Annotated in this window: 25 protein-coding genes and 4 pseudogenes; 28 read left to right on the top strand and 1 reads right to left on the bottom strand. The window is 35.1% G+C overall.

Annotation, left to right across the window (positions count from 1 at the left end; translation table 11 throughout):
* From LC087_RS06455 to LC087_RS06415, 9 genes and pseudogenes are all read left to right on the top strand, one after another.
* Entirely contained in the window at positions 1 to 603 is a 603-nt protein-coding gene (locus LC087_RS06455; RefSeq protein ID WP_371932655.1) for a CPBP family intramembrane glutamic endopeptidase, read from the top strand.
* 9 nt (positions 604 to 612) lie between these two features.
* Positions 613 to 1,014 carry a LysM peptidoglycan-binding domain-containing protein gene (locus tag LC087_RS06450; RefSeq protein ID WP_226538581.1) on the top strand — a complete coding sequence of 134 codons (402 nt, stop codon included), beginning with the start codon at positions 613 to 615 and terminating at the stop codon, positions 1,012 to 1,014.
* A gap of 85 nt (positions 1,015 to 1,099) precedes the next feature.
* On the top strand, positions 1,100 to 1,558 hold the full coding sequence (locus LC087_RS06445) for a DUF2663 family protein (RefSeq protein WP_226538580.1): 459 nt from the start codon (positions 1,100 to 1,102) through the stop codon (positions 1,556 to 1,558).
* A gap of 111 nt (positions 1,559 to 1,669) precedes the next feature.
* On the top strand, positions 1,670 to 2,305 hold the full coding sequence (locus LC087_RS06440) for a CBS domain-containing protein (RefSeq protein WP_226538579.1): 636 nt from the start codon (positions 1,670 to 1,672) through the stop codon (positions 2,303 to 2,305).
* A gap of 48 nt (positions 2,306 to 2,353) precedes the next feature.
* Positions 2,354 to 2,752 (top strand): hypothetical protein, encoded by a 399-nt coding sequence (locus LC087_RS06435; protein ID WP_226538578.1) that lies wholly within the window; start codon positions 2,354 to 2,356, stop codon positions 2,750 to 2,752.
* A complete protein-coding gene (locus LC087_RS06430) occupies positions 2,749 to 3,513 on the top strand; it encodes a metallophosphoesterase (RefSeq protein ID WP_226538577.1) in 765 nt (254 codons plus the stop codon). The genes LC087_RS06435 and LC087_RS06430 overlap by 4 nt, the downstream gene beginning before the upstream one ends.
* 136 nt (positions 3,514 to 3,649) lie before the next feature.
* A complete protein-coding gene (locus LC087_RS06425) occupies positions 3,650 to 4,246 on the top strand; it encodes a genetic competence negative regulator (RefSeq protein WP_226538576.1) in 597 nt (198 codons plus the stop codon).
* 180 nt (positions 4,247 to 4,426) lie between these two features.
* Positions 4,427 to 5,694: pseudogene (locus LC087_RS06420) on the top strand (Glu/Leu/Phe/Val family dehydrogenase).
* Between the two features lie 345 nt (positions 5,695 to 6,039).
* Complete coding sequence (locus LC087_RS06415; protein WP_226538574.1) at positions 6,040 to 7,011, top strand: YpdA family putative bacillithiol disulfide reductase; 972 nt, start codon at positions 6,040 to 6,042, stop codon at positions 7,009 to 7,011.
* Between the two features lie 51 nt (positions 7,012 to 7,062).
* On the opposite strand, the gene LC087_RS06410 is transcribed toward LC087_RS06415, so the two are convergent.
* Positions 7,063 to 8,028: an asparaginase gene (locus LC087_RS06410; RefSeq protein ID WP_226538573.1), complete on the bottom strand. Its 966-nt coding sequence runs from the start codon at positions 8,026 to 8,028 to the stop codon at positions 7,063 to 7,065.
* Between the two features lie 192 nt (positions 8,029 to 8,220).
* On the opposite strand from LC087_RS06410, the gene prsW reads away from it, so the two are divergent.
* From prsW to mtrB, 19 genes and pseudogenes are all read left to right on the top strand, one after another.
* On the top strand, positions 8,221 to 8,907 hold the full coding sequence (prsW, locus tag LC087_RS06405) for a glutamic-type intramembrane protease PrsW (RefSeq protein WP_226538572.1): 687 nt from the start codon (positions 8,221 to 8,223) through the stop codon (positions 8,905 to 8,907).
* 230 nt (positions 8,908 to 9,137) lie between these two features.
* Positions 9,138 to 10,205: a spore cortex-lytic enzyme gene (gene sleB / locus LC087_RS06400; RefSeq protein WP_371932654.1), complete on the top strand. Its 1,068-nt coding sequence runs from the start codon at positions 9,138 to 9,140 to the stop codon at positions 10,203 to 10,205.
* A 13-nt stretch (positions 10,206 to 10,218) separates the two neighbouring features.
* Positions 10,219 to 11,556 (top strand): germination protein YpeB, encoded by a 1,338-nt coding sequence (ypeB, locus tag LC087_RS06395; protein ID WP_226538571.1) that lies wholly within the window; start codon positions 10,219 to 10,221, stop codon positions 11,554 to 11,556.
* Positions 11,557 to 11,856: 300 nt separating this feature from the next.
* Entirely contained in the window at positions 11,857 to 12,426 is a 570-nt protein-coding gene (locus tag LC087_RS06390) for a flagellar brake protein (protein ID WP_306020375.1), read from the top strand.
* Positions 12,427 to 12,481: 55 nt separating this feature from the next.
* A complete protein-coding gene (locus LC087_RS06385; RefSeq protein ID WP_306020373.1) occupies positions 12,482 to 12,667 on the top strand; it encodes a DUF5359 family protein in 186 nt (61 codons plus the stop codon).
* Between the two features lie 208 nt (positions 12,668 to 12,875).
* Positions 12,876 to 13,559: a (d)CMP kinase gene (cmk, locus tag LC087_RS06380; RefSeq protein ID WP_306020371.1), complete on the top strand. Its 684-nt coding sequence runs from the start codon at positions 12,876 to 12,878 to the stop codon at positions 13,557 to 13,559.
* 7 nt (positions 13,560 to 13,566) lie between these two features.
* The gene (locus LC087_RS06375; RefSeq protein ID WP_226538567.1) at positions 13,567 to 14,154 is read left to right on the top strand and encodes a lysophospholipid acyltransferase family protein; all 588 of its coding nucleotides are present in this window, start codon (positions 13,567 to 13,569) and stop codon (positions 14,152 to 14,154) included.
* Positions 14,155 to 14,290: 136 nt separating this feature from the next.
* Positions 14,291 to 15,433: a 30S ribosomal protein S1 gene (gene rpsA / locus LC087_RS06370; RefSeq protein ID WP_226538566.1), complete on the top strand. Its 1,143-nt coding sequence runs from the start codon at positions 14,291 to 14,293 to the stop codon at positions 15,431 to 15,433.
* Between the two features lie 105 nt (positions 15,434 to 15,538).
* The gene (locus tag LC087_RS06365) at positions 15,539 to 16,144 is read left to right on the top strand and encodes a YphA family membrane protein (RefSeq protein WP_226538565.1); all 606 of its coding nucleotides are present in this window, start codon (positions 15,539 to 15,541) and stop codon (positions 16,142 to 16,144) included.
* Positions 16,141 to 17,031: a YIEGIA family protein gene (locus LC087_RS06360; protein WP_226538564.1), complete on the top strand. Its 891-nt coding sequence runs from the start codon at positions 16,141 to 16,143 to the stop codon at positions 17,029 to 17,031. Before LC087_RS06365 ends, LC087_RS06360 begins: the two co-directional genes overlap by 4 nt.
* A 1-nt stretch (position 17,032) precedes the next feature.
* Entirely contained in the window at positions 17,033 to 17,221 is a 189-nt protein-coding gene (locus LC087_RS06355; RefSeq protein ID WP_226538563.1) for a capping complex subunit for YIEGIA, read from the top strand.
* Between the two features lie 186 nt (positions 17,222 to 17,407).
* A pseudogene (der, locus tag LC087_RS06350) lies at positions 17,408 to 18,719 on the top strand (ribosome biogenesis GTPase Der).
* Positions 18,720 to 18,794: 75 nt separating this feature from the next.
* A pseudogene (locus tag LC087_RS06345) lies at positions 18,795 to 19,843 on the top strand (NAD(P)H-dependent glycerol-3-phosphate dehydrogenase).
* 522 nt (positions 19,844 to 20,365) lie between these two features.
* Positions 20,366 to 20,566 carry a DUF2768 domain-containing protein gene (locus LC087_RS06340; protein ID WP_226538560.1) on the top strand — a complete coding sequence of 67 codons (201 nt, stop codon included), beginning with the start codon at positions 20,366 to 20,368 and terminating at the stop codon, positions 20,564 to 20,566.
* An 11-nt stretch (positions 20,567 to 20,577) separates the two neighbouring features.
* Positions 20,578 to 21,303: a hypothetical protein gene (locus tag LC087_RS06335; protein ID WP_226538559.1), complete on the top strand. Its 726-nt coding sequence runs from the start codon at positions 20,578 to 20,580 to the stop codon at positions 21,301 to 21,303.
* Between the two features lie 216 nt (positions 21,304 to 21,519).
* On the top strand, positions 21,520 to 22,998 hold the full coding sequence (gene spoIVA, locus LC087_RS06330; protein WP_226538558.1) for a stage IV sporulation protein A: 1,479 nt from the start codon (positions 21,520 to 21,522) through the stop codon (positions 22,996 to 22,998).
* 378 nt (positions 22,999 to 23,376) lie between these two features.
* Positions 23,377 to 23,655, top strand: a pseudogene (gene hbs / locus LC087_RS06325) (non-specific DNA-binding protein Hbs).
* 228 nt (positions 23,656 to 23,883) lie between these two features.
* On the top strand, positions 23,884 to 24,426 hold the full coding sequence (gene folE / locus LC087_RS06320; protein ID WP_371932653.1) for a GTP cyclohydrolase I FolE: 543 nt from the start codon (positions 23,884 to 23,886) through the stop codon (positions 24,424 to 24,426).
* A gap of 41 nt (positions 24,427 to 24,467) precedes the next feature.
* On the top strand, positions 24,468 to 24,695 hold the full coding sequence (gene mtrB / locus LC087_RS06315; RefSeq protein ID WP_226538555.1) for a trp RNA-binding attenuation protein MtrB: 228 nt from the start codon (positions 24,468 to 24,470) through the stop codon (positions 24,693 to 24,695).
* Positions 24,696 to 25,219 lie beyond the last annotated feature (524 nt).

The raw sequence follows: 25,219 nt of genomic DNA, 5'->3' as shown, positions 1-25,219 counted from the left end.
ATGACAAAATTGTTTCAAAAGCAGCAGAAAGTAATTGAACGATTGACCGATAAACAAATTAGAAGTCAGCTATATTTTACACAAGCACTAATTTTAATCACTGCGATTGTTTTAAGCTTTTTTCTTTTTGACAACTGGCTGTCTTGGCGGGATATTTGGGGACATCCACAACCGAACTTTATTCTAATTGGTAACGGTACCGCTCTCTTTGTTATTTTAGTGGACACAGCTATTGTCAAATATGCACCAGAGAAGTGGTATGATGACGGTGGTATAAATGAAAAGTTATTCCAGAACCGCTCTTATATTGAAATATTCTTTTTAACGGCTCTTATTGCCTTTTGTGAGGAGTTATTATTTAGAGGGGTTCTTCAAACGAGTTTTGGATTAATCACCGCTAGTATTATTTTTGCTTTACTTCATGTTCGTTATTTAGGGAAAGTATTGTTATTTTCATTGGTTGTTTTCGTTAGTTTTTTACTTGGTGTTGTCTATGAAATAACGGAAAGTATCCTTCCGTCGATGTTGGCGCATTTTTTAATCGATTTTGTGTTTGCCCTGCAAATTCGAACAAAATATTTGTCAAAAGATTTAAAGGGGTGAGAGAAAAAGGTGGAGAAACCGGCTGAACAATCCCATAATACTCTTCCTTCTCGAGTAGATGTGCACCGAAAGAAGAAAAAAAAGAAAAAACCACTACCGACAACCTTTGTATTGGTCATTATCTTTATTTGTTTACCGTTTGTTATATTGATTACTTATTTCATACAGGTTACTTTAGGTAATGAAAGAATGGCAACGGAGCAACCTTACACACTTATAAATGAACCTTCTCAAATAACTGAACAAATAGAAACGATTGAGCATTCAGTAAAAGAAGGTGAAACACTTTCTTCAATTTCGGTTGAATATTATGGTGATGAAACAGCTGTTGAACGAATAAAAGAGTATAATCAATTAGCTGATAATCAACTATTTGAAGGACAAGTGTTAAAAATTCCAATAGAAAAATGAACTATTATTCCCTTACTGATTGAAAATATGAATCTCTGTTCTTCAATAGCATAACTTGTACTAATGAAGAATGGAGAGGTGAACGATGGAGAAAAGCATTGATCAGTTAGAAAAATATGCAGATAAACCGACAAGAGAGATGTTAAAAGGAATAGTAAAAAGGAAGAAAAAGTATGATCAATACAAAGTGAAAACGACGAGATGGTTATGGTTGTCCTTTGTATTGACGTTGGTTTATTTTTATTTTGCTTGGATTGAGATCATCCAACCATCAAATAATCAACTCGTGGAAATGTTTGACTTGTTTTTTCAAACGTCAAACCATCTTTTTTACGTTCTAGTCATAGCTGCTTGCTATGCAACGGCGATTTATTATAAGAAGAAGGAAGAAAAATCGGAAAAAGAATTTCATGATTTGCGTTGTGAGCTCATTGATAAGAGTACAGATCTCTGGAATGAACCTCAATTATGGAGTAAGCGTGATGAAGTTTATTCTTTTATGAAGAGAGAATTTGATATCAACCTATACTTTGAGAATAAATAAGGAGTCCTAAAGAGGATATTTAAGAAAAATGTCGAATAGTTTATTATGACATTCAACAAATACAGTTATATAATTTGATGATACGTAAAAAATATAGATGAGGTGATCTCCATGTTCGTTAGTAGTATTATGATTCCTAAGCATAAATCAATCACTGTGCAATTAGATCAAACTGTCGATGAAGTATTAAATATATTAGAAAGAAATGAAATTGATGGAGTCCCTGTTCTAGATGAACAAAGATATGTAGGAATGGTTACTCGATATCAAATATACCGTCATTTTTTTGAAGGTTCTTCTAACAAAGAGCAATTTTTAAAAGAAGTGCTAGTAGGGAAAATATGTACCCACCAAAATACATTCTTAACGGGTGATGAAAAATTTGAGAGCATTCTGTTAAGTTTAAAGGATTTTCCAGCTTTAGCAGTTGTTGATTCCTCTCTTGAGTTCAAAGGGTTAGTAACAAGATATGAAGTTTTAGAGCAATTTCAAAGTGCTTTTGGGATGAAAAAGAATGGAGTTAGAATTACCATTACATCCATTGAAGCAGGTGGGAGACTAGCCCGCTTAGCAGAGGTAGCCAAACAATATCACGAACAAATAATCTCAATTGTCACTTTTGATGAAACAGACAAGTTAGTCAGAAGAATTGTCTTGAAAATCGAAAAGAAAGATAATATTCCTGAATTTTTAAGTAAGCTAGAAAAAAACGGGTTTAGGGTTCTCGAAATATTTGAAGAAAAATAACGACATGAACCATTCCTCTCTTACATAGTTTGTAGGGGAGGGATAATCATGTTTCATATTTTTTATTTATTTTTTGGTTTTATTGCAGGTTATTTAATGATTAGCTTTTTTCCTGAAGCTAGTCCATTAGAAATTGATTATTTCTTATATGACCTGATTAGTCAGCCGTTAAATTTTGTATTAGCGATGGTGTGTCTTTTTTTCGGGTTTGTTTTTAATTCAAAAATATTGAATCTATTTGTAGAGCAACTTCCTTTCTTAAGAAAAAATAACCGAATAAATTGGTTGGATTTAATCATAGGGAGTATGGTGTTCGTTTCTTTCTATCTCTTATTTAGTTTAGGTGCATGGCAAACAATATTATTGATTGTTTTTTCTGTCCTCTATAGTGGAATGACAATTAATATGCAGAGAGAAACGACATACGATACTGGAGGGTCAGAATGACTGTTTCAATTATCATTATTGGGGTAGCCTTTATCGTTTTCATAAATATCATGATGGTTAAAAATGCATTTGATAATCATTTAATTAAACAAGTGTTAACCTTTTCAAACTTTCCGAGTGACAATGAACAGGTTAACATTTTTTTTATATCCGATATTCACAGGAGACTGATTTCAAAAAAGTTATTGGATCAAATTGATCAGCCAATTGATGTGGTTATCATTGGTGGAGATCTAGCAGAAAAAGGAGTTTCATTAAAAAGAGTTAAAAAAAATTTAGTAGAACTTAAGAAAATTGCGCCTGTATATTTTGTATATGGTAATAATGATGAAGAGATTGGTGCAAGGAACCTGGATGCTTTATTGCTTGAATTAGGGATTATTGTTCTGAATAATTGCGCTATTACTTTACAATTGAAAAATGGCACCCTAAACTTGGCAGGGATAGATGATATTTCAAAACAAAGAGATCGTCTGGACAAAGCATTAGAAGGAATTTGTGGATTTACAATATTAGTTAGTCACCACCCTAATGTCATATCACAACTAGGAAAAAAATCGGAGGTTGATCTCGTTCTTTCTGGACACACGCATGGTGGACAAATTAGATTAGGTCCAATTGGTTTTTATAAAAAAGGTAGCCTTGATTATTATGGTCATACTGCTGTTTTAGTGAGTAATGGATACGGTACAACAGGTATTCCAATGCGAATAGGTGCCAAAAGTGAAACCCATCAATTGACCATTATGAAAGCTAACTAAGGGATGTACAAGCAATAAGCCTTGTCTTATTGAATGGAAGGTTGTAAACTGTTATTAACTTAAGAACCATCTCGCTCATTTTTCATACAATAGTGTAGAAACGTTTGAGAGTTTTCAACTGCTGGGAGGGAAAAGGATGCGACTTGAGCGCTTGAATTATGATAAAATAAAGATTTTTTTAACATTAGATGATTTGATGGATAGGGGATTATCTAGGGAAGATTTGTGGCGAGATTCGCTCAAGGTACATCAGCTTTTCCAAGACATGATGAATGAAGCTAGTGAAGAGTTGGGCTTTGAACCGAATGGTCCCATAGCTATTGAAGTATTCTCTCTTCAAGCACAAGGGATGGTAATTATTGTAACAAAAAGTCAAATAGATACATTGGATGAAGAGTTCATCGATGATGTTATTGAAATGCAAGTAATGCTTGATGAAAGAAATGCTGTACTATATGGATTTGATCAATTTGAAGATGTCATTCGACTAGGTCATGTTTTATCAACTATCCAAGTAACTGGTGGTACACTCTTTCTATATCAAGGGAGATATTACTTATGGATAAAAGATATTCCTGAATTGGTTAATTTAGATTCATTAATCGCCATATTAGCTGAGTATGGTAGTTCGACTCCGATAACCCCAGAATTCCTTGGAGAATACGGGCAAAATATAATGGATGATAATGCTGTTGAAACGATTACTACACACTTTAACCTTTTTAAAAATTAAGCGTAGTTTAAGGGACATTCAAAATGATTGTCCCTGTTTTATAGACTAATTCCGCCTGTTTGAAATCGCTTACATTTATAGTCTGATTCTATTCTTTTATTCTTTCCAGAAAAGTTGTTAAGGTGTATACTATGTCATGAAAGATTATCAACTGAATTCATTGTAGGAGGTAACAACATAATGGTAGCCAAAAAACACACAGAATCTGGAGAAAAGACACATGATGTGTTGAAATCAACACAAATTGTTATACATAATGCGTTAGAAAAGCTAGGATATCCTGAAGAAGTGTATGAACTACTTAAAGAACCAATGAGAATGATGAAAGTCCAGATTCCTGTTCGAATGGACGATGGTTCTGTTTCAATTTTTACTGGCTACCGGGCACAACATAATGATGCTGTAGGACCAACCAAAGGAGGTATACGATTTCATCCAGATGTAACGGAAACAGAAGTCAAAGCTCTTTCCATTTGGATGAGTTTAAAATGTGGAATCGTAGATTTACCTTATGGTGGTGGAAAAGGTGGTATTGTTTGTGACCCGCGTAAAATGTCTTTTAGGGAATTAGAAAGACTAAGTCGTGGATATGTTAGAGCCATTAGTCAAATTGTCGGACCCACTAAAGATATCCCTGCTCCCGATGTTTTTACAAACTCACAAATCATGGCTTGGATGATGGATGAGTATAGTCGTATGAATTTAATTCCCCAGGTTTTATCACTGGAAAGCCACTTGTTTTAGGAGGTTCACATGGAAGAGAGTCAGCAACTGCAAAGGGAGTAACAATATGCATACAAGAGGCAGCGCGAAAAAAGGGGATTAACTTACAAGGTGCAAAAGTGGTTGTTCAAGGATTTGGAAATGCGGGTAGTTATTTAGCAAAATTTATGCATGATGCAGGAGCTTTAGTCGTTGGTATCTCTGATGCTAATGGTGGGTTATATGATGAGAACGGATTAGATATTGATTATTTATTGGATCGAAGAGATAGCTTTGGAACGGTAACCAATTTATTTAATGATACCATAACAAATCAAGAACTATTAGAATTGGACTGTGATATACTCGTTCCTGCTGCAATAGGTAATCAAATAACAGAAGAAAATGCATATAACATTCGAGCATCTATTATCGTTGAAGCTGCGAATGGACCAACCACGATAGAAGCAACGAAAATTTTAACAGATAGGGGTATTTTACTAGTCCCAGATGTGTTGGCAAGTGCTGGTGGAGTTACCGTTTCTTATTTTGAGTGGGTTCAAAATAATCAAGGCTATTATTGGACAGAGGAAGAAGTAGAGAAAAAACTAGAGAATGTAATGGTGAAAGCATTCAATAACATTTATAACACATCCTATAATAGAAAAATAGATATGCGTTTAGCTGCTTATATGGTTGGTGTTCGCAAAATGGCTGAAGCATCCCGTTTTAGAGGATGGATTTAGTTTTACAGACGCGTAAAAATCTCCTATTAGTGCGTGTTCAAAAAGTAGGGGGAAAAGAGCCGAGAAGAACGAGGCGGTGTAGCTTTGAGCACTCGGAGTGTACGTACAGTATGGTTCACGGGCTAAGAACGTCCCCATCCTAGGGACAACACCCGTGCTAGCCAATCCTGGCGTCGGAGTGTCGGAAAAGCAAACCAACAAAGTTATTCAACAGCAATTTTTCATTACTTTTTGAACAACCTCTATTATTAGATAGGGGATTTTTGTTTTGAGCAATAAAGAAATAGTTACCTTATGAACTTAAAATATATATGCAAATATAGAATTCAGGAGTGAGTCGTTTTTATGGAGGACGCAATTATTATTGGAGGGGGTCCATGTGGATTATCCGCTGCTATACACTTGCAAAACATGGGGATTAAACCACTTGTGATTGAAAAAGGGAACGTAGTTAATTCAATTTACCATTATCCAACCCATCAAACGTTTTTTAGCTCAAGTGAGAAACTAGAAATTGGGGAAGTAGCGTTTATTACAGAAAAAAGGAAGCCTGTTCGAAATCAAGCGCTCTCTTATTATCGAGAGGTCGTTAGACGGAAAAAAATTCAAGTGAATGCTTTTGAAAAAGTAGAAAGTGTTAAAAAGGAAATGGATAGCTCCTTTATCGTGGAAACCTCAAAAGCACAATATCGTACGTCAACAGTCATCGTTGCAACAGGTTATTATGACCATCCTAATTATTTAAATGTCAAAGGGGAAGAAAAGAGTAAGGTTTTACACTACTTTAAAGAAGCCCATCCTTACTTTGATATGGATGTTGCTGTTATTGGTGGGAAAAACTCGAGTGTAGATGCCGCTTTAGAACTTGTGAAAAGTGAGGCGAATGTCACCGTTTTATACAGAGGAAATGATTATTCTTCAAGTATAAAACCATGGATCTTACCAGAGTTTAAAGCGTTAGTAGAAAAAGGAGTAATTAAAATGGAGTTTAATGCCGATGTTAAAGAAATTGGTGACACTACTTTGACCTACGTAGTATATGGAATTGAGGAGAGAGTAATCAAAAATGATTTTGTATTTGCCATGACGGGTTATCATCCAGATCATAGGTTTTTAAAGAAGATGGGAATTGAAGTTGATATGCAAACAGGAAGACCTAAGTTTAATGAAGAAACTATGGAAACAAATGTTGAAGGTATTTTTATAGCAGGAGTCATAGCAGCTGGAAATAATGCGAATGAGATTTTCATCGAAAATGGGCGTTTTCATGGAGAAATGATTGCTAAAGAGATGGCTAAACGCTTAATAAGGTATTAATAAGATTTTTTATACCAGAAGCAATGTGCATTGCTTCTGGCTTTTATCCTCTTATAGAGAAAAAATGTTGGCTAACTCATTCATGTCATTGGTTGTTTCCAGCGCGATCATAAGTTGAAGCCGTGCCTTTTGTCCATTTAGACCGTTACTAAAAATAACCCCTTTTTCTTTTAAATACTTTCCACCACCTTCGTAACTATATATATCTTGCACGATTCCATTAAAGCACCTAGAAACGATGACAACTGGAATGTTTTTTTCAATCAGTGGGATCAACCCTTTTGCAAAAGTGGGTGGCAAATTACCTTGTCCAAATGCCTCTACAATCAATCCATCAATTCCCATAGATAACAGATAAGATAAAATTTCATTACCTATTCCAGCATATGCTTTTAATAATGGAACTTTTTTATTTAACTTTGTAACAGAAAGGGTAGGAGTGACTTTCGGAGAATGATAATAAATAACCCCTCTCTTATTAACATATCCTATCGGCCCATATTGAGGACTTTTAAATGTTGCTAAGTTACTGGTATGGGTTTTCGTTACATTTTTAGCCGTATGAATCTCATCATTCATTACGACAAGAACCCCTCTATTTTTTGAATCATCGCTAGATGCAACATGTATGGATGACAATAGGTTATATAATCCGTCAGAACCTATCTCATTGCTTGATCTCATTGCACCTGTCACAATAATGGGTATATCTATTGATGTCGTTATATCTAAGAAGTAGGCTGTTTCTTCTAACGTATCAGTTCCGTGAGTAATAACGACACCATCAATTTTGTTTAAGGAATGTTCAATCGCATTTTTAATTTTCAACATATCTGCTGTTTTTATATGTGGAGAAGGAAGATGAAAAAGTTCCTCAACTATTATATTAATATTTTCTAATGAAAGCATTTCATTAACTAGAGGATTACGAGTACCAGGTTTTACTTCTCCTGTAACATAGTCTTCTTCCATAGAAATAGTTCCGCCTGTATGAATCAGTAAAATGTTTTTAGTCATGTGAAATTACCTCCTGATCGCTTGCATGTTCATGAGTGAAAACCTTATCAAATCGTAACCTTACTTTCTTATATTGTAAAGGATAAGCAGTTGTTTATTTAATTTGTCTCAATTTTGAACACGCAATTATAGGCAACCAAATTTTTTCATGGTACGATAAAATGGAATTGTGTGTGAAACGAGGAATTTTACATGATTGGAATCATTTCAGCAGGTGTTGCACCTAGCTTGGCAATTCTCTGCTATTTTTATTTGAAAAATGAGTGCGAAGGTATATCGTTCTCTTTGATTATAAGGTCTTTTATATTAGGAGCTATTTTGGTTTTTCCTATTATGTTCATTCAATATGTTTTAGAAGTTGAAGAGGTTTTTCAATCTCCTATTGTCATCGCCTTTTTTTCTGTTGCTTTACTTGAGGAGTTCTTTAAATGGTTTATATATTATTTTATTATTTTTCAACACTATAGTTTCGATGAACATTACGACGGGATCATTTATGGATTATGTATTTCATTAGGTTTTGCAACAATTGAAAATATCTTATACTTATTTACTTTTGGTGTTGACGATGCTTTAGGAAGAGCGTTACTTCCAGTTTCTGGACATGCGCTGTTTGGTGTTCTCATGGGGTATTACTTTGGAAAAGGGAAGTTTTCTTATTCAAAAAATCGATTTTTTTGGCCATTTATCGCCCTGTTCTTCCCTGTTCTTTTTCATGGGTTATTTGATTTAATCTTAATGTCTAAAGGTCAAGACTGGAAAATGATTATCACGCCGTTTATGGTGTTCTTATGGTGGTTTAGTTTAAGAAAAGCAAAGCAAGCTAGAGAAATATATCATAAAAGTCATGAACAGTTGTCTGATTTTAATAGCCTTTAAAATCACGCACCATCGTCTTTTTAGTAATTGGACTTTTTTAGACTCTTACTAAAAACTTGATGGTGTTTTTTATTGACTATATTTTTTACATAAATAATCTAAAAATTCAATAATTTATTTAAAAACTTTAAATGAAATGATAGAACTGTATCGCGATAGATAAAGTGTGCATAAAATGTGAATCATTACAAATGATACAAAAAAGGATATACAGAAGGAGGAACACTTCTATGCCATCTGTTAAATATATGTTGTCTTTCTTTTTATTCATTGGTCTCTTCTTTATTCAGCAGCTTGCAGTTCAGGGTTTTTCTGAACAAGTGATCCAACGGGGAGCTGTAGGGGATGATGTAATTGAACTTCAAGCTAGATTACAGTATAACGGTTATTATCATGGAAGAATAAATGGTGTATACGGATGGGAGTTATTTTGGGCGGTAAAAAACTTTCAACATCAATTTCAATTAGAAGAGGTTGATGGGTTAGTAGGAGAAGAAACAAAAGAAATGTTATTAAAGTCCACTAAATTTTATAAGTCATTCGTATATGAAAATTTAAATAAAGGAACTTACTTCACTCATTATGGCGGAGTTCCATTAAAGATTCAACAAGAGCCAGATAAAAAATTCATGGAAGAAATGAAGGGTAAGTTTAAGAAACAAATTGAACAAGCGCAAAAGGAGGAGCAACAAGCGCAACAAGAGCAAAAAACGAAACAAGAACAGCAAGCGCAACAAGAGCAAAAAACGAAACAAGATCAACAAGCGCAACAAGAGCAAAAAACGAAACAAGAACAACAAGCACAACAAGAGCAAAAAGCGAAACAAGATCAACAAGCACAACAAGAGCAAAAAGCCCAAGAAGAGCAACAAGAAAAGGACGAAAAACAAACACAAGAAGAAGAAAATAACGATCCTGTAGCAGCTAATATGCCTGGAGGTTTTTCACAAAATGATATTCGTCTTATGGCTAACGCTGTTTATGGTGAAGCAAGAGGTGAACCGTACTCTGGACAAGTTGCTGTAGCTGCGGTTATCTTAAATCGAATTGATAGTCCTACTTTCCCCAATACTGTTTCTGGCGTTATTTATGAACCTGGTGCTTTTACAGCGGTTGCTGATGGACAAATTAATTTAACACCTAATGAGAGAGCTATGGATGCGGCATTAGATGCTTTGAATGGGTGGGATCCAAGTGAAAACTCTATCTATTATTTTAATCCAAATACGGCGACTAACAGTTGGATTTGGGGAAGACCACAAGTGAAAAGAATTGGCAAACATATTTTTTGTAAATAAAGGAGGTGGAAATATGATTCGTGGAATTATTATTACAGTTTTATCAATTGGAGTGGTTAGTACAACTTATTGGGGTTATAAAGAACATCAAGAAAAAAACGCTATTTTAATTAATGCTGAAAACAATTATCAGCGTGCGTTTCATGATTTAACCTTTCAAATAGACCAATTACATGATCAAATTGGTACGACTCTTGCCATGAACTCAAAGGAGTCCTTAACACCGGGTTTAACAGAGGCATGGAGAATTACATCTCAAGCTCTAAATGATGTTGGTCAACTTCCATTAACATTAATGCCTTTTGATAAGACAGAAGAGTTTCTATCTAACATCGGAGAGTTTTGCTATAGAACAGCTGTAAGAGATTTAAGTAAAGACCCCCTATCGGAAGAAGAATATGTCCAGTTGAATGAATTATATGAAAATGCGAAAGAAATACAAGATGAGCTTAGGCAGGTCCAGAACACGGTTCTTAATGAAAACCTTCGCTGGATGGATGTTGAATTAGCTTTAGCTGAAAGTAATACTCAAGAAACGAATTCAATCATTGATGGCTTTCAAGCTGTTGAAAAAAATGTTGAAGGGTATTCGGAAAACAATTTTGGTGTAACGATGACTAGCTTACAAAATCAAAAAAAAGGGTTTGAGAATTTAAAAGGAAGTCTTATTGATGAAAAACAAGCAAAAGAAGTAGTAAAAAAGTTTGTGAAGGATGTTAATTCAAATGATATGGAGGTTACAGAGAGTGGGGAAGGGTCGGATTTTCCGTTTTATAGTATCACCATTAATAATCAAGAAGACGGCCAAGAAATATATGTTGATATAACTAAGCAAGGGGGACATCCAATATATGTATTGAATAATAGGGAGGTTGATCAAAAAAAACTGAGTTTAAATGAGGGAGCGAACAAGGCACTAGATTTTTTAAAACGTCATAGCTTTAAAAGCTTTGACCTTTTTGAAAGTTCTCAATATGATAATGTTGGAGTTTTTTCATTTGTGAAAAAAGAAGGTGAAGTCAGAATTTATCCAGAGGCGGTTAGAATTAAAGTAGCTTTGGACAATGGTGAAGTTGTCGGTTTTTCAGCCAAGGACTATTTATCGGCTCAAAAAGACCGTAACATTTCAAAACCTACAATTCAAAGTGATGAAGCACGAAAGGCCGTCAATAGTAATTTAGATATTCAAGAGGAGAGGTTAGGGGTTATTATGAATGATATTGGTGAAGAAATCTTATGTTATGAATTTTTAGGCACAATGTCGAGTGACACTTTTCGAATTTATATTAATGCTGAAAATGGTCGAGAAGAGAAAGTCGAGAGGTTAAAAGGAGCGGAGCAATTGTTCTAAAAGTGTAACGAACGCCGTTACACTTTTTTCTGTTAAAAGTGAGTCACATCATATGGGGAGTGCTTCGACGCACAGGAAGTGCTAGCGTCAATGTTAGTCACAGGAGGTGACTGTTCTTAGTTGACGTTCCTCTTTCTATTCGTCGCTAAACGTGCGCTTGCGCTTTTCTTACAATCCTGTTTTAATATTATGTGTACGCTATTCTTCTATGTGAGAGAGTGATGCTTATGTTGAAAATAGGTGATACATTGACGGTTAATAGAATTAATAATCAGTCATGTGAATTAAAGTGTATGCTTGTTGAAAAAAACAGTGATTTTTTTTTACATAGATTATCCAATAAATGAGAAGACGCATAAAGCTCATTTTTTATTAGATGGTCAAAAGTTATCATTAACTAGTATATGGAACGACCAACAGCTTGTTCGTTTTGAAACAACGGTCGTTGGTAGAAGAAAAGAAAAAATTCCTATGATTGTTATAAAAAGACCTAAAGAAGATCAATATGTAAAAGTGCAGCGGAGGGAGTTTGTACGCGTTATGTCAAAACTGGATTTAGCGGTGCACCCTTTTGTGAAAGACTTTAATCCTTTCACATCTTTTACTCATAACATTAGTGCTGGCGGCCTATCATTTGAAAATAGCAGTGACACTCTCTTTAAAATAGACGATAAAATTAAAATATGGTTAGTCTTGCCGTTTAGTAAAGAGTTGCAATATTTGCATGTGAAGGCGACTGTGAAACGTATTGAAAATAAACAAATAAACGTACAATTTATCAATATCTCTGAGAAAGATCAACAAACATTATTACAGTACTGTTACTTTACTCAAGTTCAACTAAGAATAAAAGGGTTGAAGTACGAATAAAATTACTTGTTAGAGCCAACAACTAAATAACAAATTCACTAGTGAGGTTGATATGTTGAAACAGTTTGAAAGGATTTTATTAAAGTTGGCTTTCTTACATTTAATTTTAGTGATTATTGTTCAGTTTATTTTCCAATTTCCCGCTGTTAGTCCTTATATGTCAAAGGTATTTTTATATGAAGGGATTGTTAATCAAGAGCAGATAGAAAAGGTTGAGGTAAACAAGTACATTGGTGAATAGATAAAATCTAATTCATAAATGTGTTATTTTCCATCGGGTAATAAATTTACTTACTCCTCTTTAAATACCACTTCTATCTTCTTGTCCACCATCACTTATTGATAGATAAGTAGTTTTTATAGTATGTCCGCATAGTTGGACAAGTAAAATAACGATTTATGAGTAAACCATCAGTAAATCTGTACAATAAATACTGGTGGAATTTTTTATGAACAAGGAGAAAAATAAGATGATTTCAATTGCTATTGATGGACCAGCTGAAGCTGGAAAGAGTACGGTTGCAAAGGTGATCGCTAAAGACTTATCGTATGTATATATAGACACAGGTGCAATGTATCGAGCCCTTACATTTAAAGCGATTCAGAAAAGGATATCTCTAGATGATGAAGGTAAACTCGTTGAATTATTAAATGGGATGACGATTGAATTAGTACCTAGAAATGAAGGTCAAGCAGTATTTGTCAATGGAGAAGATGTTACGGAAGAAATACGCTCTAATGAAGTGTCGAATCATGTTTCCATAGTAGCTCAGCACCCACAAGTTCGTCATGAAATGGTTCATCGTCAACGAGAGATGTCTAAAAGTGGTGGTGTTGTCATGGATGGAAGAGATATAGGGAGTTATGTATTACCGAATGCAGAGCTAAAAATATTTATGAAAGCATCAGTAGAGGAAAGAGCACAAAGACGTCACAATGAAAATTTAACAAAAGGAATTCAATCTAATCTTATGGAAATACAAGAGAGTATTGCTAGACGTGATAAAATTGACTCAGAGAGAGAAATGGCGCCATTAATAAAAGCAGAGGATGCAATTGAGATTGATACGACTTCTTTGTCGATTTCAGAAGTCATTCGAGTAATAGAAAATTTAATAAAGGAGAGGGTCTAAATTAACTATGACTTTTTATACTTTCTCTAGAAGTGTTGTTAAATTTTTAATGAAATCTCTTTATCGAATAGAGGTGGAGGGGATTGAAAATATTCCAGATGAAGGAGGAGTCCTTCTGTGTTCCAATCATATTAATAATTGGGATCCTCCATTAGTTGGAATATCCTCGCCAAGACCAGTTCGTTTTATGGCAAAGGAAGAGATCTTTCATAAAAAAGTAATAGGAACTATCATTGCCAATCTTGGGGCCTTTCCTGTGAAACGTGGGATGAGTGACCGTGAAGCTTTAAGAAAAGGGTTGAAAATCTTGAAGAATGGTGAAGTTCTTGGTTTATTTCCAGAAGGGACTAGGAGTAAGAACGGTCAGTTGAAAGAAGGTTTAGCAGGTGCAGGTTTTTTTGCACTTCGTTCTGATGCTAGTGTAGTGCCTTGTGCCATCATTGGACCGTATAAACGCTTCAACAAGGTTAAAATCATTTTTGGTTCTCCTATTGACTTTACTGAACTAAGAGCAAATAAAAATTCAGCTGAACAAGCAACTTCATTAATTATGAATGAAATCAGACATTTACTAGAAAAATATAAAAAACAATAGATATTCCTTGACAAAAGGTAGCATTTATTAGAAGTTTATTTAAAGAGGTATTTTCTTTTATGCTATTTAGTGTTGAAAGGAATACATAATAATAAGGATAAAGTTGTATTGGTTTTGACTTAAGGAGGTTAAGAAAATGGTTGATGAAATGAATAATGTAGAAGTGAAAGCTCCAGAAATTGGGGATGTGGTTAAAGGAGTAGTATCTAAGGTAGAAGAAAAACAAGTGCTTGCTGATATTATTGAGTTTAAGCATAGTGGGATTATTCCTATCAGTGAACTTTCTAGCTTGCATGTTGAAAAAGCTTCTGACTGCGTGAAAGAGAACGATGAATTAATACTAAAAGTAATGAAAATAGAAGATGATGTCTTAATATTATCAAAACGAGCAGTTGATGCAGATAAAGCATGGGATGAATTGCAAAAAAAATTCGATAACAATGAAATTTTTGAAGCTGAAGTAAAGGATTATGTCAAAGGTGGATTAGTTGTTGACCTTGGAGTAAGAGGTTTTATTCCTGCTTCTTTAGTAGAATCTTATTATGTTGAGGATTTTTCTGAATATAAAGGTAAAACCCTTACGTTAATGGTTGTTGAATTAGATCGTGAAAAGAACCGAGTGATATTATCACATCGTGCGGTAGTGGAACAAGAGCAGATCAAGAAAAAACAACAGTTACTCGAGTCTATTAACCCTGGTGATGTACTAGATGGTACGGTTCAGCGAATTGCTGATTTTGGAGCATTTGTTGATATTGGCGGTGTAGACGGTCTAGTCCATATTTCCCAATTATCACATAGTCATGTAAATAATCCTTCTGAAGTAGTAGAGGAGGGGCAAAGTGTACAAGTGAAAGTGCTTTCTGTAGATCGCGATAACGAGCGTATTTCCTTATCTATAAAAGAGACAAAACCTGGACCATGGGATAACATTGATGAAAAAGTGAAAATTGATGATATTGTAGAAGGAACGGTGAAGCGTTTAGTTTCATTTGGAGCATTTGTTGAAATTTTACCAGGGGTAGAAGGTCTTGTTCACATTTCACAAATATCCAATAAACATATAGGAACGCCACATGAAGTTTTAGAAGAAGGTCAACAAGTGAAGGCTTTAGTTCTAGATGTTAATAAAGATGAACAACGTGTATCTTTAAGTATTCGTGAACTTGAAGAAGATCATCAAGAAGAACACCAGCAAGTGGATACTAATTTCAATGATGATTCTAGTGGATTTCAATTAGGTGATTTGATTGGTGATCAATTAAATAAATTACGATAAAAAACAAGTTAAAAAGGTGAGCCCATAAAAGGAGCTCATCTTTTTTTTATATTCCGATTAAAACCATTCATTTCTACTCATAATGTAGATAGGAGGAGAGATGAATTGGAAAATTGGTTTAGTTATTTTGTTTTATGGAGTTCATGGATTATTGTTACCTTTTTGTTGGATAAAACGAAAGCGCGGTTTTTCTTAGGTTTATTCATTTTAAGTCTAATTTTAATTCTTCCTTATTCGTTTCAAATGAGAGTAGTTCATATAGGTTTTCTTTGGCTATGTATGAGTGCTATAGGGTTGTTCTTATTTGTTCGATTTGGAAGGAGTCAACTGTATCTTAACGTTTTTATGACCTTTATTCTTTTGTGTTGTTATACAAGTATTAGGCTACTTCAATTATATGATCCAGTATGGTTTATTTATATGAATCAGCATTGGACAACCTCTGTTCTATATAGTGTTTTATGTATCTACCTTGTTTCAAGTTATAGAGAAAGAATGGTTTTGTTTATTAATGGATTAGTGTATGGAGAATTATTGTATTGGATTGTATTATCGGTTTATTTTCGCCCTATTTATATAGGCGATACAACCTTTATTTATATTAGTGCAATCAGTTTATTAATAATTAGCTGTTGGAGTTTCCTTGACTGGTGTCTAAAAGGAGTAGCTCATGCGGTTCAAAAGAACATAAGGGAGAAAAAAACATTATGAATGAATATTCCTTTCCAATTTTATATGGTGTTTTAGTTGGTGTTCTGTCCAGACTTTACATGTTACGAACGGACTATAGGCAGTATCCAACGTATTTGCACGGTAAAATAATTCATATAGCTCTTGGTTTTATTGCAGCTTCCCTAGGTACGATTGCTGTTCCGGCTATTATGGAAAAAGAATTTACTGCCGTTACTTTTTTAACTTTGGCAGCATCTCAATTTCGAGAGGTAAGAAATATGGAAAGGAACACGTTGACAGAGATTGATAAAAGCGAACTTGTTCCAAGAGGGAAAACCTACATTGAAGGAATTGCCATTGCTTTTGAGAGCAGAAATTACCTAGTTATTTTCACGTCGTTTTTTACTACTTTTTCATATTTGCTAACAAATGTTTGGGTCGCAACAATCGTTGGATTGGTGTGTTTGATTCTTTCAAAGATATTAATGACAGGGAGTAAAATGGGCGATATAGTAAGTGTGGAAGAGGGAAAACCACAATTTAAAGATGCAGGGCTTTATGTGGATGATATATATATTATGAATATTGGTATTCCTGAAAAGAGAGATTTAGTATTAAAATATGGAATGGGTTTCATTCTCAATCCTAAAAGTATAGATGCCAGAATTACCATTTCAAATTTAGGCCAGAGACAGGCGGTATTACACGATGTGTCAACTGCCTTAGGTGTTGTAAGAGATAGTGGAGAACCATCATTAACACCTCTTGCGAAAAGAGATTTAGAAAATGGTCGAATTGGTGTTTTTGTTCTCCCTCAACACCAAGATGTAGAAAGTGCCATCAAAGTAATTAAAAAGGTTCCTATTTTAGAAAATGCAATCAGGCTTCCAACTGAATCAGCTGCAAATGAAAAGGAGAGTGAATAGCATGATCATTGAGAAAGCCATTTTAGCGATTGTAACGATAAAACCAGATAAAGTTGCTGGTGGCGCTCCAGTATTTATTTGTGAAACTAAAGAAGAGATGGATAATTACGCAAAAAATATTGAAGCTATTTTAGATGGTATTGCACATGCAGTGGATGAGGATGTTTATATGGTAGTTAAACACTTTTAGTAAGATCAATCATCTATACCATTGTGTAATGGTCATAAAACCTATATAATGATTAAGTTAACCCTCTTCTGTATCAGAAAAGGGTTTATTTTATACGACTACATATGGTTTTTAATATCAACTGAAATGTTAATCACGTTTCGTGTTTATATATTGAATTTAACGATTGAAAGGAAGTTATGGTTTATGTCTAGTCCCATAGTAGCGATTGTTGGTCGACCGAATGTTGGGAAATCAACAATATTTAATCGAATTGTAGGAGAGCGTTTGTCGATCGTTGAGGATACTCCAGGAGTAACGAGAGATCGAATATATAGCTCTGCAGAGTGGCTTACTCATGAATTTAAGCTAATTGATACAGGGGGGAATTGAATTTGGAGAGGCCCCATTCTTAATGCAAATTAGAAATCAAGCTGAGATTGCTATTGATGAAGCAGATGTCATTATCTTTATCGTAAATGGCCGAGAAGGGGTTACCTCAGCGGATGAAGAAGTAGCGAATATTTTATATCGATCAAATAAGCCTGTCGTTCTTGCAGTAAATAAAGTGGATAACCCGGAAATGAGAGAACTCATGTATGACTTTTATGCACTTGGATTTGGAGAACCTTATCCAATATCAGGATCACATGGCCTTGGTCTAGGTGATATGTTGGACGCTGTAGCGACTCACTTTCCAAATTTAACTAGTGAGCAGTATGATGAAACGACGATTAAGTTTAGTTTAATTGGTCGACCGAATGTAGGGAAGTCCTCACTTGTAAACGCCATTTTAGGTGAAGAGAGGGTAATTGTTAGTGATGTAGCTGGGACTACAAGAGATGCAATTGATACGAAATTTACCTATAATAGTCAAAGTTTTGTTATGATTGATACAGCAGGCATGAGAAAAAAAGGAAAAGTGTATGAGTCAACTGAAAAGTATAGTGTCCTTCGTGCATTAAAGGCCATCGATCGTTCAGATGTCGTTCTCGTTGTAATTAATGGAGAAGAAGGAATTATCGAGCAAGATAAGCGGATTGCAGGATATGCACACGAGGCAGGAAGAGCAGTAGTAATCGTCGTCAACAAGTGGGATGTAATTGACAAAGATGAAAAAACGATGAAAGAGTTTGAACAAAAAATTCGTGATCATTTTCTCTTTTTAGATTATGCTCCTATCGTTTTCCTTTCTGCTAAAACAAAGAAAAGGTTGCATACATTGATGCCACAAGTTATCGTCTCCAGTGAGAATCATGCGATGCGTGTTCCAACCAATATTTTAAATGAAATTGTTATGGATGCTGTAGCTATGAATCCAACCCCTACAGATAAAGGAAAAAGGTTGAAAATATTTTACGTAACCCAAGTAGCTGTTAAACCACCTACCTTTGTTGTTTTTGTAAATGAAAGAGAATTGATGCATTTTTCTTATCAACGGTTTTTAGAAAATAGGATTAGAGACGCTTTTGGATTTGAAGGTACACCTATTAAACTTATTGCCAGAACGCGAAAATAAGCTAAAGCTGAGTTGAACAACACCTATAGATGGATTTACTTTAAAATTGTATGAAAATGTATGGGGTGATGATATATGACAGCGATCGCAGTATTAGGAGCAGGGAGCTGGGGTACGGCTCTCTCTATGGTCCTTGCAGATAACGGACATGACGTGAGGTTATGGAGCCATTCAGAAGAGCAAATTGTAGAAATTAATAAGACAAGAATAAACAAAAAATACTTACCTGATATTGAATTACCTGAAGGGATTCGAGCAACCTCTTCTCTAAAAGGAGCTCTTAATGGAATTGAAGCAGTGGTATTTGCGGTTCCTACGAAAGCCATTCGTGAAGTATCAACTAAAGTTAAAGAGTACGTACATAAACCGATTATGTTTATTCATGTGAGTAAAGGGATTGAGCCAGATTCTTTATTAAGGGTTTCAGAAATGATTGATGAGGAAATTCCCGAGGATCTTAGAAAGGATATTGTTGTATTATCTGGTCCTAGTCATGCGGAAGAAGTAAGTTTGAGACACCCTACAACAGTTACAGCTTCTTCTAAGAATATTAAATCCTCGGAATACGTTCAAGACTTATTTATCAATAAACATTTTCGAGTTTACACCAATCCAGATCTAGTCGGGGTTGAACTTGGTGGTTCTTTAAAAAATATTATCGCATTAGCAGCCGGTATAACAGATGGAGTTGGTTTTGGTGATAATGCGAAAGCTGCCCAATAATTACAAGAGGATTAGCAGAAATTGCTCGTTTAGGAACGAAAATGGGAGCAAATCCACTTACTTTTTCAGGTCTTTCAGGAATTGGGGATTTAATTGTTACATGTACGAGTGTTCATTCGCGTAATTGGAGAGCGGGGAATATGCTAGGAAAAGGTCATAAGTTAGATGAAGTGTTAGCGAGTATGGGGATGGTTGTGGAAGGAGTAAGGACGACAAAGGCAGCTTATCAATTATCCAAGAAGTACGAAGTTGAAATGCCAATTACCGGTGCATTATATGAAGTGCTGTTCAATAATGAAAAACCAATAGATGCAGTTGGAGTATTAATGACAAGAATGAAAACGCATGAGATGGAAGACCTTGTTGATATTTTAGGGGATCAGTCATCACAAATGAGCTGAAAGTGAATATAATGAAATGACTGAACGAATAAGACAAATCAACTTTATTAATTTCAATAAACTTAATCGAAAATGGCATTGTTGCTTGTGCCAATATGGTAGTGTTCGAAGGTGGATTTGTAGCCAAAAATGAGTTGTTTTGTTCGTATGGGTAAAATTAGTCATTATTGTACTGAAGTAAAGATCGCCCCCTCTTTACTTCAGTTTTTTGACTTTTTCAGAATATTATATACATATAAGAGGTTGTTCAAAAAGTCATGAAAAATTGCTGTCGAATAACTTGGTTGGTTTGCTTTTCCGCTCCTCAGGCGCACACGATGTGCTAGCGCAGACGTTAACCACACGACGTGGTTGCTTTTAGCCTGTGATCCTTTAAGCAGTCGCCTCGTTCTTCAGCGTCCTTTTCCTCCTGCTTTTTGAACACGCACTATAAGAGAACTTGCTTGAATTTTCACGAATTGTTTAAATCCTTTTCAATGAAAATATGGTATAATGACTGTCGAATTTAGAGGAGGGAAAGATATGTCTCCAGGACTATTGAAAATGTGGATTTCACTTATTGCGATGGGGTTAATGTTCATTGCTGTTTTTTGTGTTTATTTAAGTCGATTTAAGTTAAAGGGGATTTTTAAAGCTGTTATAACGATTATAGGATATATATGTTTAATCGTTTCTGGAATCATTATATTTTTTGTTGTTTTCAGTGGACCAGTAAATGAATGATGAGATAGGTGATGATTGTGAAAAAGAATATTAATCTACTTTTTGTATTTTTAAGTGTTTGCTTTCTATCGGGTTGTTTATATCCTAGTAGTCAATTGGAAAAAAACCAAGTTCCATATGATTCACAAGTGGCATCTGTCCAAGACGCAGTAGACTCCTATCAATTAGACAACAATGGACTTTTGCCGATAAAAACGAGAGATGCAGATACGGATATGTACCAAAAGTATCCTATAGATTTTCATAAAATTACACCCAAGTATATGGCAGAACCGCCAGGAAGTGCTTATGAAAATGGTGGCTATTTTATGTATGTACTCGTCGACGTGGAAGAAAACCCGACAGTAAAACTAGTAGACATCCGAATGGCAGACAAAATCCATACCATTCAAATCAGATTAGATGCATATCGAGATGTGAATGGTCATTATCCTTTTTCTGAACGTGTATCAGGAAGTGTATACCGCTTGAATTATGAAGAATTAGGTTTTGAAGAGGTTCCTCAAGTGAAAAGTCCGTACTCAGGAGAATACTTACCTCTAGTTATTGATGTAAATACAAACGATATTTATGTAGATTACTCTTTAGATCTTTACCAAGAGCTTCAACAGATGGATGGGACAAATAAAAACGAAGATATTCGATATATATTAAGTGAAAATTCTTTTTTTGTTCCTGCTTTCTCCTTGCCCTACACAGTCAATGAGCAAGGAGAACCAATCTTTTTTGAGAATTAAGTCATGAACCTTTCTTTTAGGAATACATTCTAAAAGAAAGGTTCTTTTAATTTAATTATTATGTCATAAGTAAATAGGACAACATCATAAATTAATAATGTCCTAACTAAAAGAGGTTGTTCAAGAGTAGGATATTACTTATAGTTCCTTTTTGAACACATACTTAAATGGATTAATCAAATCAATAAAAGAACTAAGAGGTCGGGAGGGGATCTTTTGGAAAAGGTAGATATTTTCAAAGATATTGCTGAACGAACGGGAGGCGATATTTATCTTGGAGTTGTTGGGGCAGTTCGAACAGGTAAATCGACGTTTATAAAGAAATTTATGGAGTTAGTAGTGATTCCTAATATTACGACAGAGGCAGATAAAACAAGGGCTCAAGATGAACTCCCTCAAAGTGCTGCTGGTAAAACCATAATGACGACAGAGCCTAAATTTGTTCCAAATCAAGCTGCAAATGTTCATGTTGACGATGGTCTAAATGTAAATATTCGTATGGTCGATTGTGTAGGATACACAGTTCCTGGTGCTAAAGGATATGAAGATGAAAATGGACCTAGGATGATTAATACACCTTGGTATGAAGAACCGATCCCATTTAATGAAGCGGCAGAAATTGGTACAAGAAAAGTAATACAAGAGCATTCAACAATTGGCGTTGTTGTCACAACAGATGGGACAATTGGCGATATTCCAAGAAGTGACTATGTAGCAGCAGAAGAACGAGTGATTGAAGAGTTAAAAGAAGTTGGGAAACCTTTTATCATGATAATTAATACTGTTCACCCTTATCATTCAGAGACAGAAGCATTAAGACGAGAATTGAATGAAAAATATGATATTCCTGTTTTAGCAATTAGCGTAGAAAGCATGAGAGAATCAGATGTAATCAATGTTTTACGAGAAGCACTTTTTGAATTCCCTGTATTAGAAGTTAATGTGAATTTGCCTAGTTGGGTGATGGTATTAAAAGAGGAACATTGGTTAAGGGAGAGCTTCCAAGACTCCGTTCAAGATACTGTTAAGGATATTAAAAGGCTTCGTGATGTTGACAGGGTTGTGAGTTATTTTGGTGAGTATGATTTTATCAGTCGGGCATCTTTAGCTGGTATTGAAATGGGGCAAGGGATCGCAGAAATTGATTTGTTTGCACCAGATGATCTATATGATCAAATATTAAAAGAAGTTGTTGGTGTTGAAATTCGTGGAAAAGATCATTTACTTCAGCTTATGCAAGACTTTTCTCATGCTAAATCTGAATATGATCATGTTGCAGATGCACTTAAAATGGTTAAACAAACGGGTTATGGCGTTGCGGCACCTGCTCTTCAAGATATGAGCTTAGAAGAGCCTGAAATTATTCGTCAAGGATCACGTTTTGGGGTTCGATTGAGGGCTGTAGCCCCTTCCATTCATATGATTAAAGTAGACGTGGAAAGTGAGTTTGCTCCGATAATTGGGACTGAAAAACAAAGTGAAGAGCTTGTTCGATATTTAATGCAAGATTTTGAAGATGATCCTTTATCCATCTGGAATTCAGATATATTTGGGCGTTCATTAAGTAGTCTAGTTAGAGAGGGAATTCAAGCTAAACTATCCTTAATGCCAGAAAACGCTAGGTACAAACTGAAAGAAACTCTCGAAAGAATCATTAATGAAGGGTCCGGAGGATTAATTGCGATTATTCTTTAAAGGACGAACGTTTATAATAAATGCGAAAAAGAAATGTTTGAAATTTCTTTTTCGCATTTATTTTGGTTAAAAAAGAACAAAATCAATGTTATTATTGGTTTAAAAGCGGAATAACCTTGATTCTAAAGGGTGTAATGTGTTAATCTACTATCAGAAATTCTTCTCTAGATTGGTCATAAATACCTTGATACAAGAAATCCTACCTTCTTTAAAAATATGTTGATATTTTTTAAAGGATTAGGTAATATTTACTGACGGATTAAAACAATCAGGATATTCCGTATAAAAACGTAAAAATTGTTGTTTACTAGTATACAATCCGTTTAAAGTGTGTAAAAATGACAATAGTGTACAATCCTTTGGGAGGAGGTGAAAGGAATGAATAAAACAGAACTTATAAATGCAGTGGCAGAAGCAAGTGAGTTATCTAAAAAAGATGCAACTAAAGCTGTGGATGCGGTATTCGATACGATTCTTGATACATTAAAAGATGGTGATAAAATCCAATTAATTGGGTTTGGTAATTTCGAAGTACGTGAACGTGGCTGCTCGTAAAGGACGTAATCCACAAACTGGGGAAGAAATTGAAATCCCAGCTAGCAAGGTACCTGCTTTTAAACCTGGTAAACTCTTAAGGATGCTGTAGCTGGAAAGTAATTGTATTATTTACATGCATACAAAAATGTGCATGATATAGTTGTACATTACATATATATAATACTTCTCTATAAAAGCCCCAACTATGGGGCTTTTAAAATGCAAAGAATTTTTAAATCCCTTTGTCCTCTTTTAAACAGATACATTCATAAAGTGGGCAATCTTTTGCTTTTCTTTTTTAATATATGCTAGAATCTGAACAAACGAAGTAGTTCCAGGAGGAAGCTAATGAAACAAATTGATATACAACAAATTGAATCTGCAATTAAATTAATTCTTGAAGCAATCGGAGAAGATCCCAATAGAGAAGGTTTACTTGATACTCCAAAAAGAGTAGCAAAAATGTATGAAGAAGTTTTCTCAGGACTCAGAGATGATCCTAAAGAATATTTCCAGACCATTTTCGGAGAGGATCATGAAGAATTAGTCCTTGTAAAGGATATCCCTTTTTATTCGATGTGTGAACATCACCTTGTTCCTTTTTTTGGACATGCTCATGTTGCCTATATTCCTAAAGGGGGTAAGGTTACAGGATTAAGTAAATTAGCTAGGGCTGTTGAAGCGGTGGCAAAACGACCACAGTTACAAGAAAGAATTACCTCAACTGTTGCAGATAGCATAGTAGATTCTCTTGATCCGCATGGTGTAATGGTGATCGTTGAAGCAGAACATATGTGCATGACCATGAGAGGTGTGAAGAAGCCAGGGTCTAAAACAGTTACTTCTGCAGTAAGAGGTGTTTTTACTGAAGATGCTGCAGGAGGCAGCTAGAGGTGAAGTACTTTCGTTAATTCAGAAAGGTTGATAAACTAATGAAACAATTAGGAAATGATTATGTTGTGATAAAAGCGCAAGAGGATGGTGTTAATGTTATAGGTTTAACTAGGGGAAGCGATACACGTTTCCACCATTCTGAAAAGCTAGACAAAGGCGAAGTCATGATTGCTCAATTTACAGAACATACGTCAGCAATCAAAGTAAGAGGGAAATCTGTCATTAAAACAAGTTATGGAGAAGTTGAAACGGATTCCCGAAAATAAGCAGGCTCACCCTGCTTTTATTTCTGTTTAGGAACTTCCTCCAACACTAAACTCTCCAAGGATTTAAAAAAGTTTGAAGTTTAATCAAGAATTCACACTGACATTATAGTGCGTGTTCAAAAAGTAGGGGAAAAAGGACGCTGAATAGAAAAGCTGAAACCCTTTACTCACACCCGACAAGCATAAGGCGCGGAGATAAGAAAGATGTTCTTTATCTTTTGTTCTCAGTGACTTATGACCTCGAGGGTGTAAGGGTTGAAGCTAGACAAGAACGAGGCGGTTTGCTAAAGGAACACGGGCTAAGTTCTGCCACGTCCTGTGACAACGCCCGCGCTAGCCCGTCCTGGGCATCGAAGCACTCACAGTGTACGTACAGGTGGAGGATCACAGGCTAAGAACAACCACATCGTGTGGTTAACGCCTGCGCTAGCACCTCGTGTGCGTCGAAGGAGCGGAAAAGCAAACCAACAATGTTATTCAACCGACATTTTTTTAGGATTTTTTGAACAACCTCTTATATGGAT

This window comes from Bacillus carboniphilus, from assembly GCF_020524035.2.
Classification (GTDB): Bacteria; Bacillota; Bacilli; order Bacillales; family JAIVKR01; genus Bacillus_CC.
This window is presented reverse-complemented; position numbering and strand designations above follow the sequence as displayed.

Bases quoted from the DNA above. Each gene is read 5' to 3' on its own strand.
- LC087_RS06440 (WP_226538579.1), top strand. From the start codon at position 1,670: ATGTTCGTTAGTAGTATTATGATTCCTAAGCATAAATCAATCACTGTG.
- LC087_RS06375 (WP_226538567.1), top strand. From the start codon at position 13,567: ATGACTTTTTATACTTTCTCTAGAAGTGTTGTTAAATTTTTAATGAAA.
- sleB (WP_371932654.1), top strand. From the start codon at position 9,138: ATGCCATCTGTTAAATATATGTTGTCTTTCTTTTTATTCATTGGTCTC.
- LC087_RS06355 (WP_226538563.1), top strand. From the start codon at position 17,033: ATGATCATTGAGAAAGCCATTTTAGCGATTGTAACGATAAAACCAGAT.
- rpsA (WP_226538566.1), top strand. From the start codon at position 14,291: ATGGTTGATGAAATGAATAATGTAGAAGTGAAAGCTCCAGAAATTGGG.
- mtrB (WP_226538555.1), top strand. From the start codon at position 24,468: ATGAAACAATTAGGAAATGATTATGTTGTGATAAAAGCGCAAGAGGAT.
- LC087_RS06340 (WP_226538560.1), top strand. From the start codon at position 20,366: ATGTCTCCAGGACTATTGAAAATGTGGATTTCACTTATTGCGATGGGG.
- cmk (WP_306020371.1), top strand. From the start codon at position 12,876: ATGAACAAGGAGAAAAATAAGATGATTTCAATTGCTATTGATGGACCA.
- LC087_RS06415 (WP_226538574.1), top strand. From the start codon at position 6,040: ATGGAGGACGCAATTATTATTGGAGGGGGTCCATGTGGATTATCCGCT.
- ypeB (WP_226538571.1), top strand. From the start codon at position 10,219: ATGATTCGTGGAATTATTATTACAGTTTTATCAATTGGAGTGGTTAGT.
- LC087_RS06360 (WP_226538564.1), top strand. From the start codon at position 16,141: ATGAATGAATATTCCTTTCCAATTTTATATGGTGTTTTAGTTGGTGTT.
- LC087_RS06445 (WP_226538580.1), top strand. From the start codon at position 1,100: ATGGAGAAAAGCATTGATCAGTTAGAAAAATATGCAGATAAACCGACA.
- LC087_RS06425 (WP_226538576.1), top strand. From the start codon at position 3,650: ATGCGACTTGAGCGCTTGAATTATGATAAAATAAAGATTTTTTTAACA.
- prsW (WP_226538572.1), top strand. From the start codon at position 8,221: ATGATTGGAATCATTTCAGCAGGTGTTGCACCTAGCTTGGCAATTCTC.
- LC087_RS06335 (WP_226538559.1), top strand. From the start codon at position 20,578: ATGATTGTGAAAAAGAATATTAATCTACTTTTTGTATTTTTAAGTGTT.
- LC087_RS06430 (WP_226538577.1), top strand. From the start codon at position 2,749: ATGACTGTTTCAATTATCATTATTGGGGTAGCCTTTATCGTTTTCATA.
- LC087_RS06455 (WP_371932655.1), top strand. From the start codon at position 1: ATGACAAAATTGTTTCAAAAGCAGCAGAAAGTAATTGAACGATTGACC.
- folE (WP_371932653.1), top strand. From the start codon at position 23,884: ATGAAACAAATTGATATACAACAAATTGAATCTGCAATTAAATTAATT.
- LC087_RS06410 (WP_226538573.1), bottom strand. From the start codon at position 8,028: ATGACTAAAAACATTTTACTGATTCATACAGGCGGAACTATTTCTATG.
- LC087_RS06435 (WP_226538578.1), top strand. From the start codon at position 2,354: ATGTTTCATATTTTTTATTTATTTTTTGGTTTTATTGCAGGTTATTTA.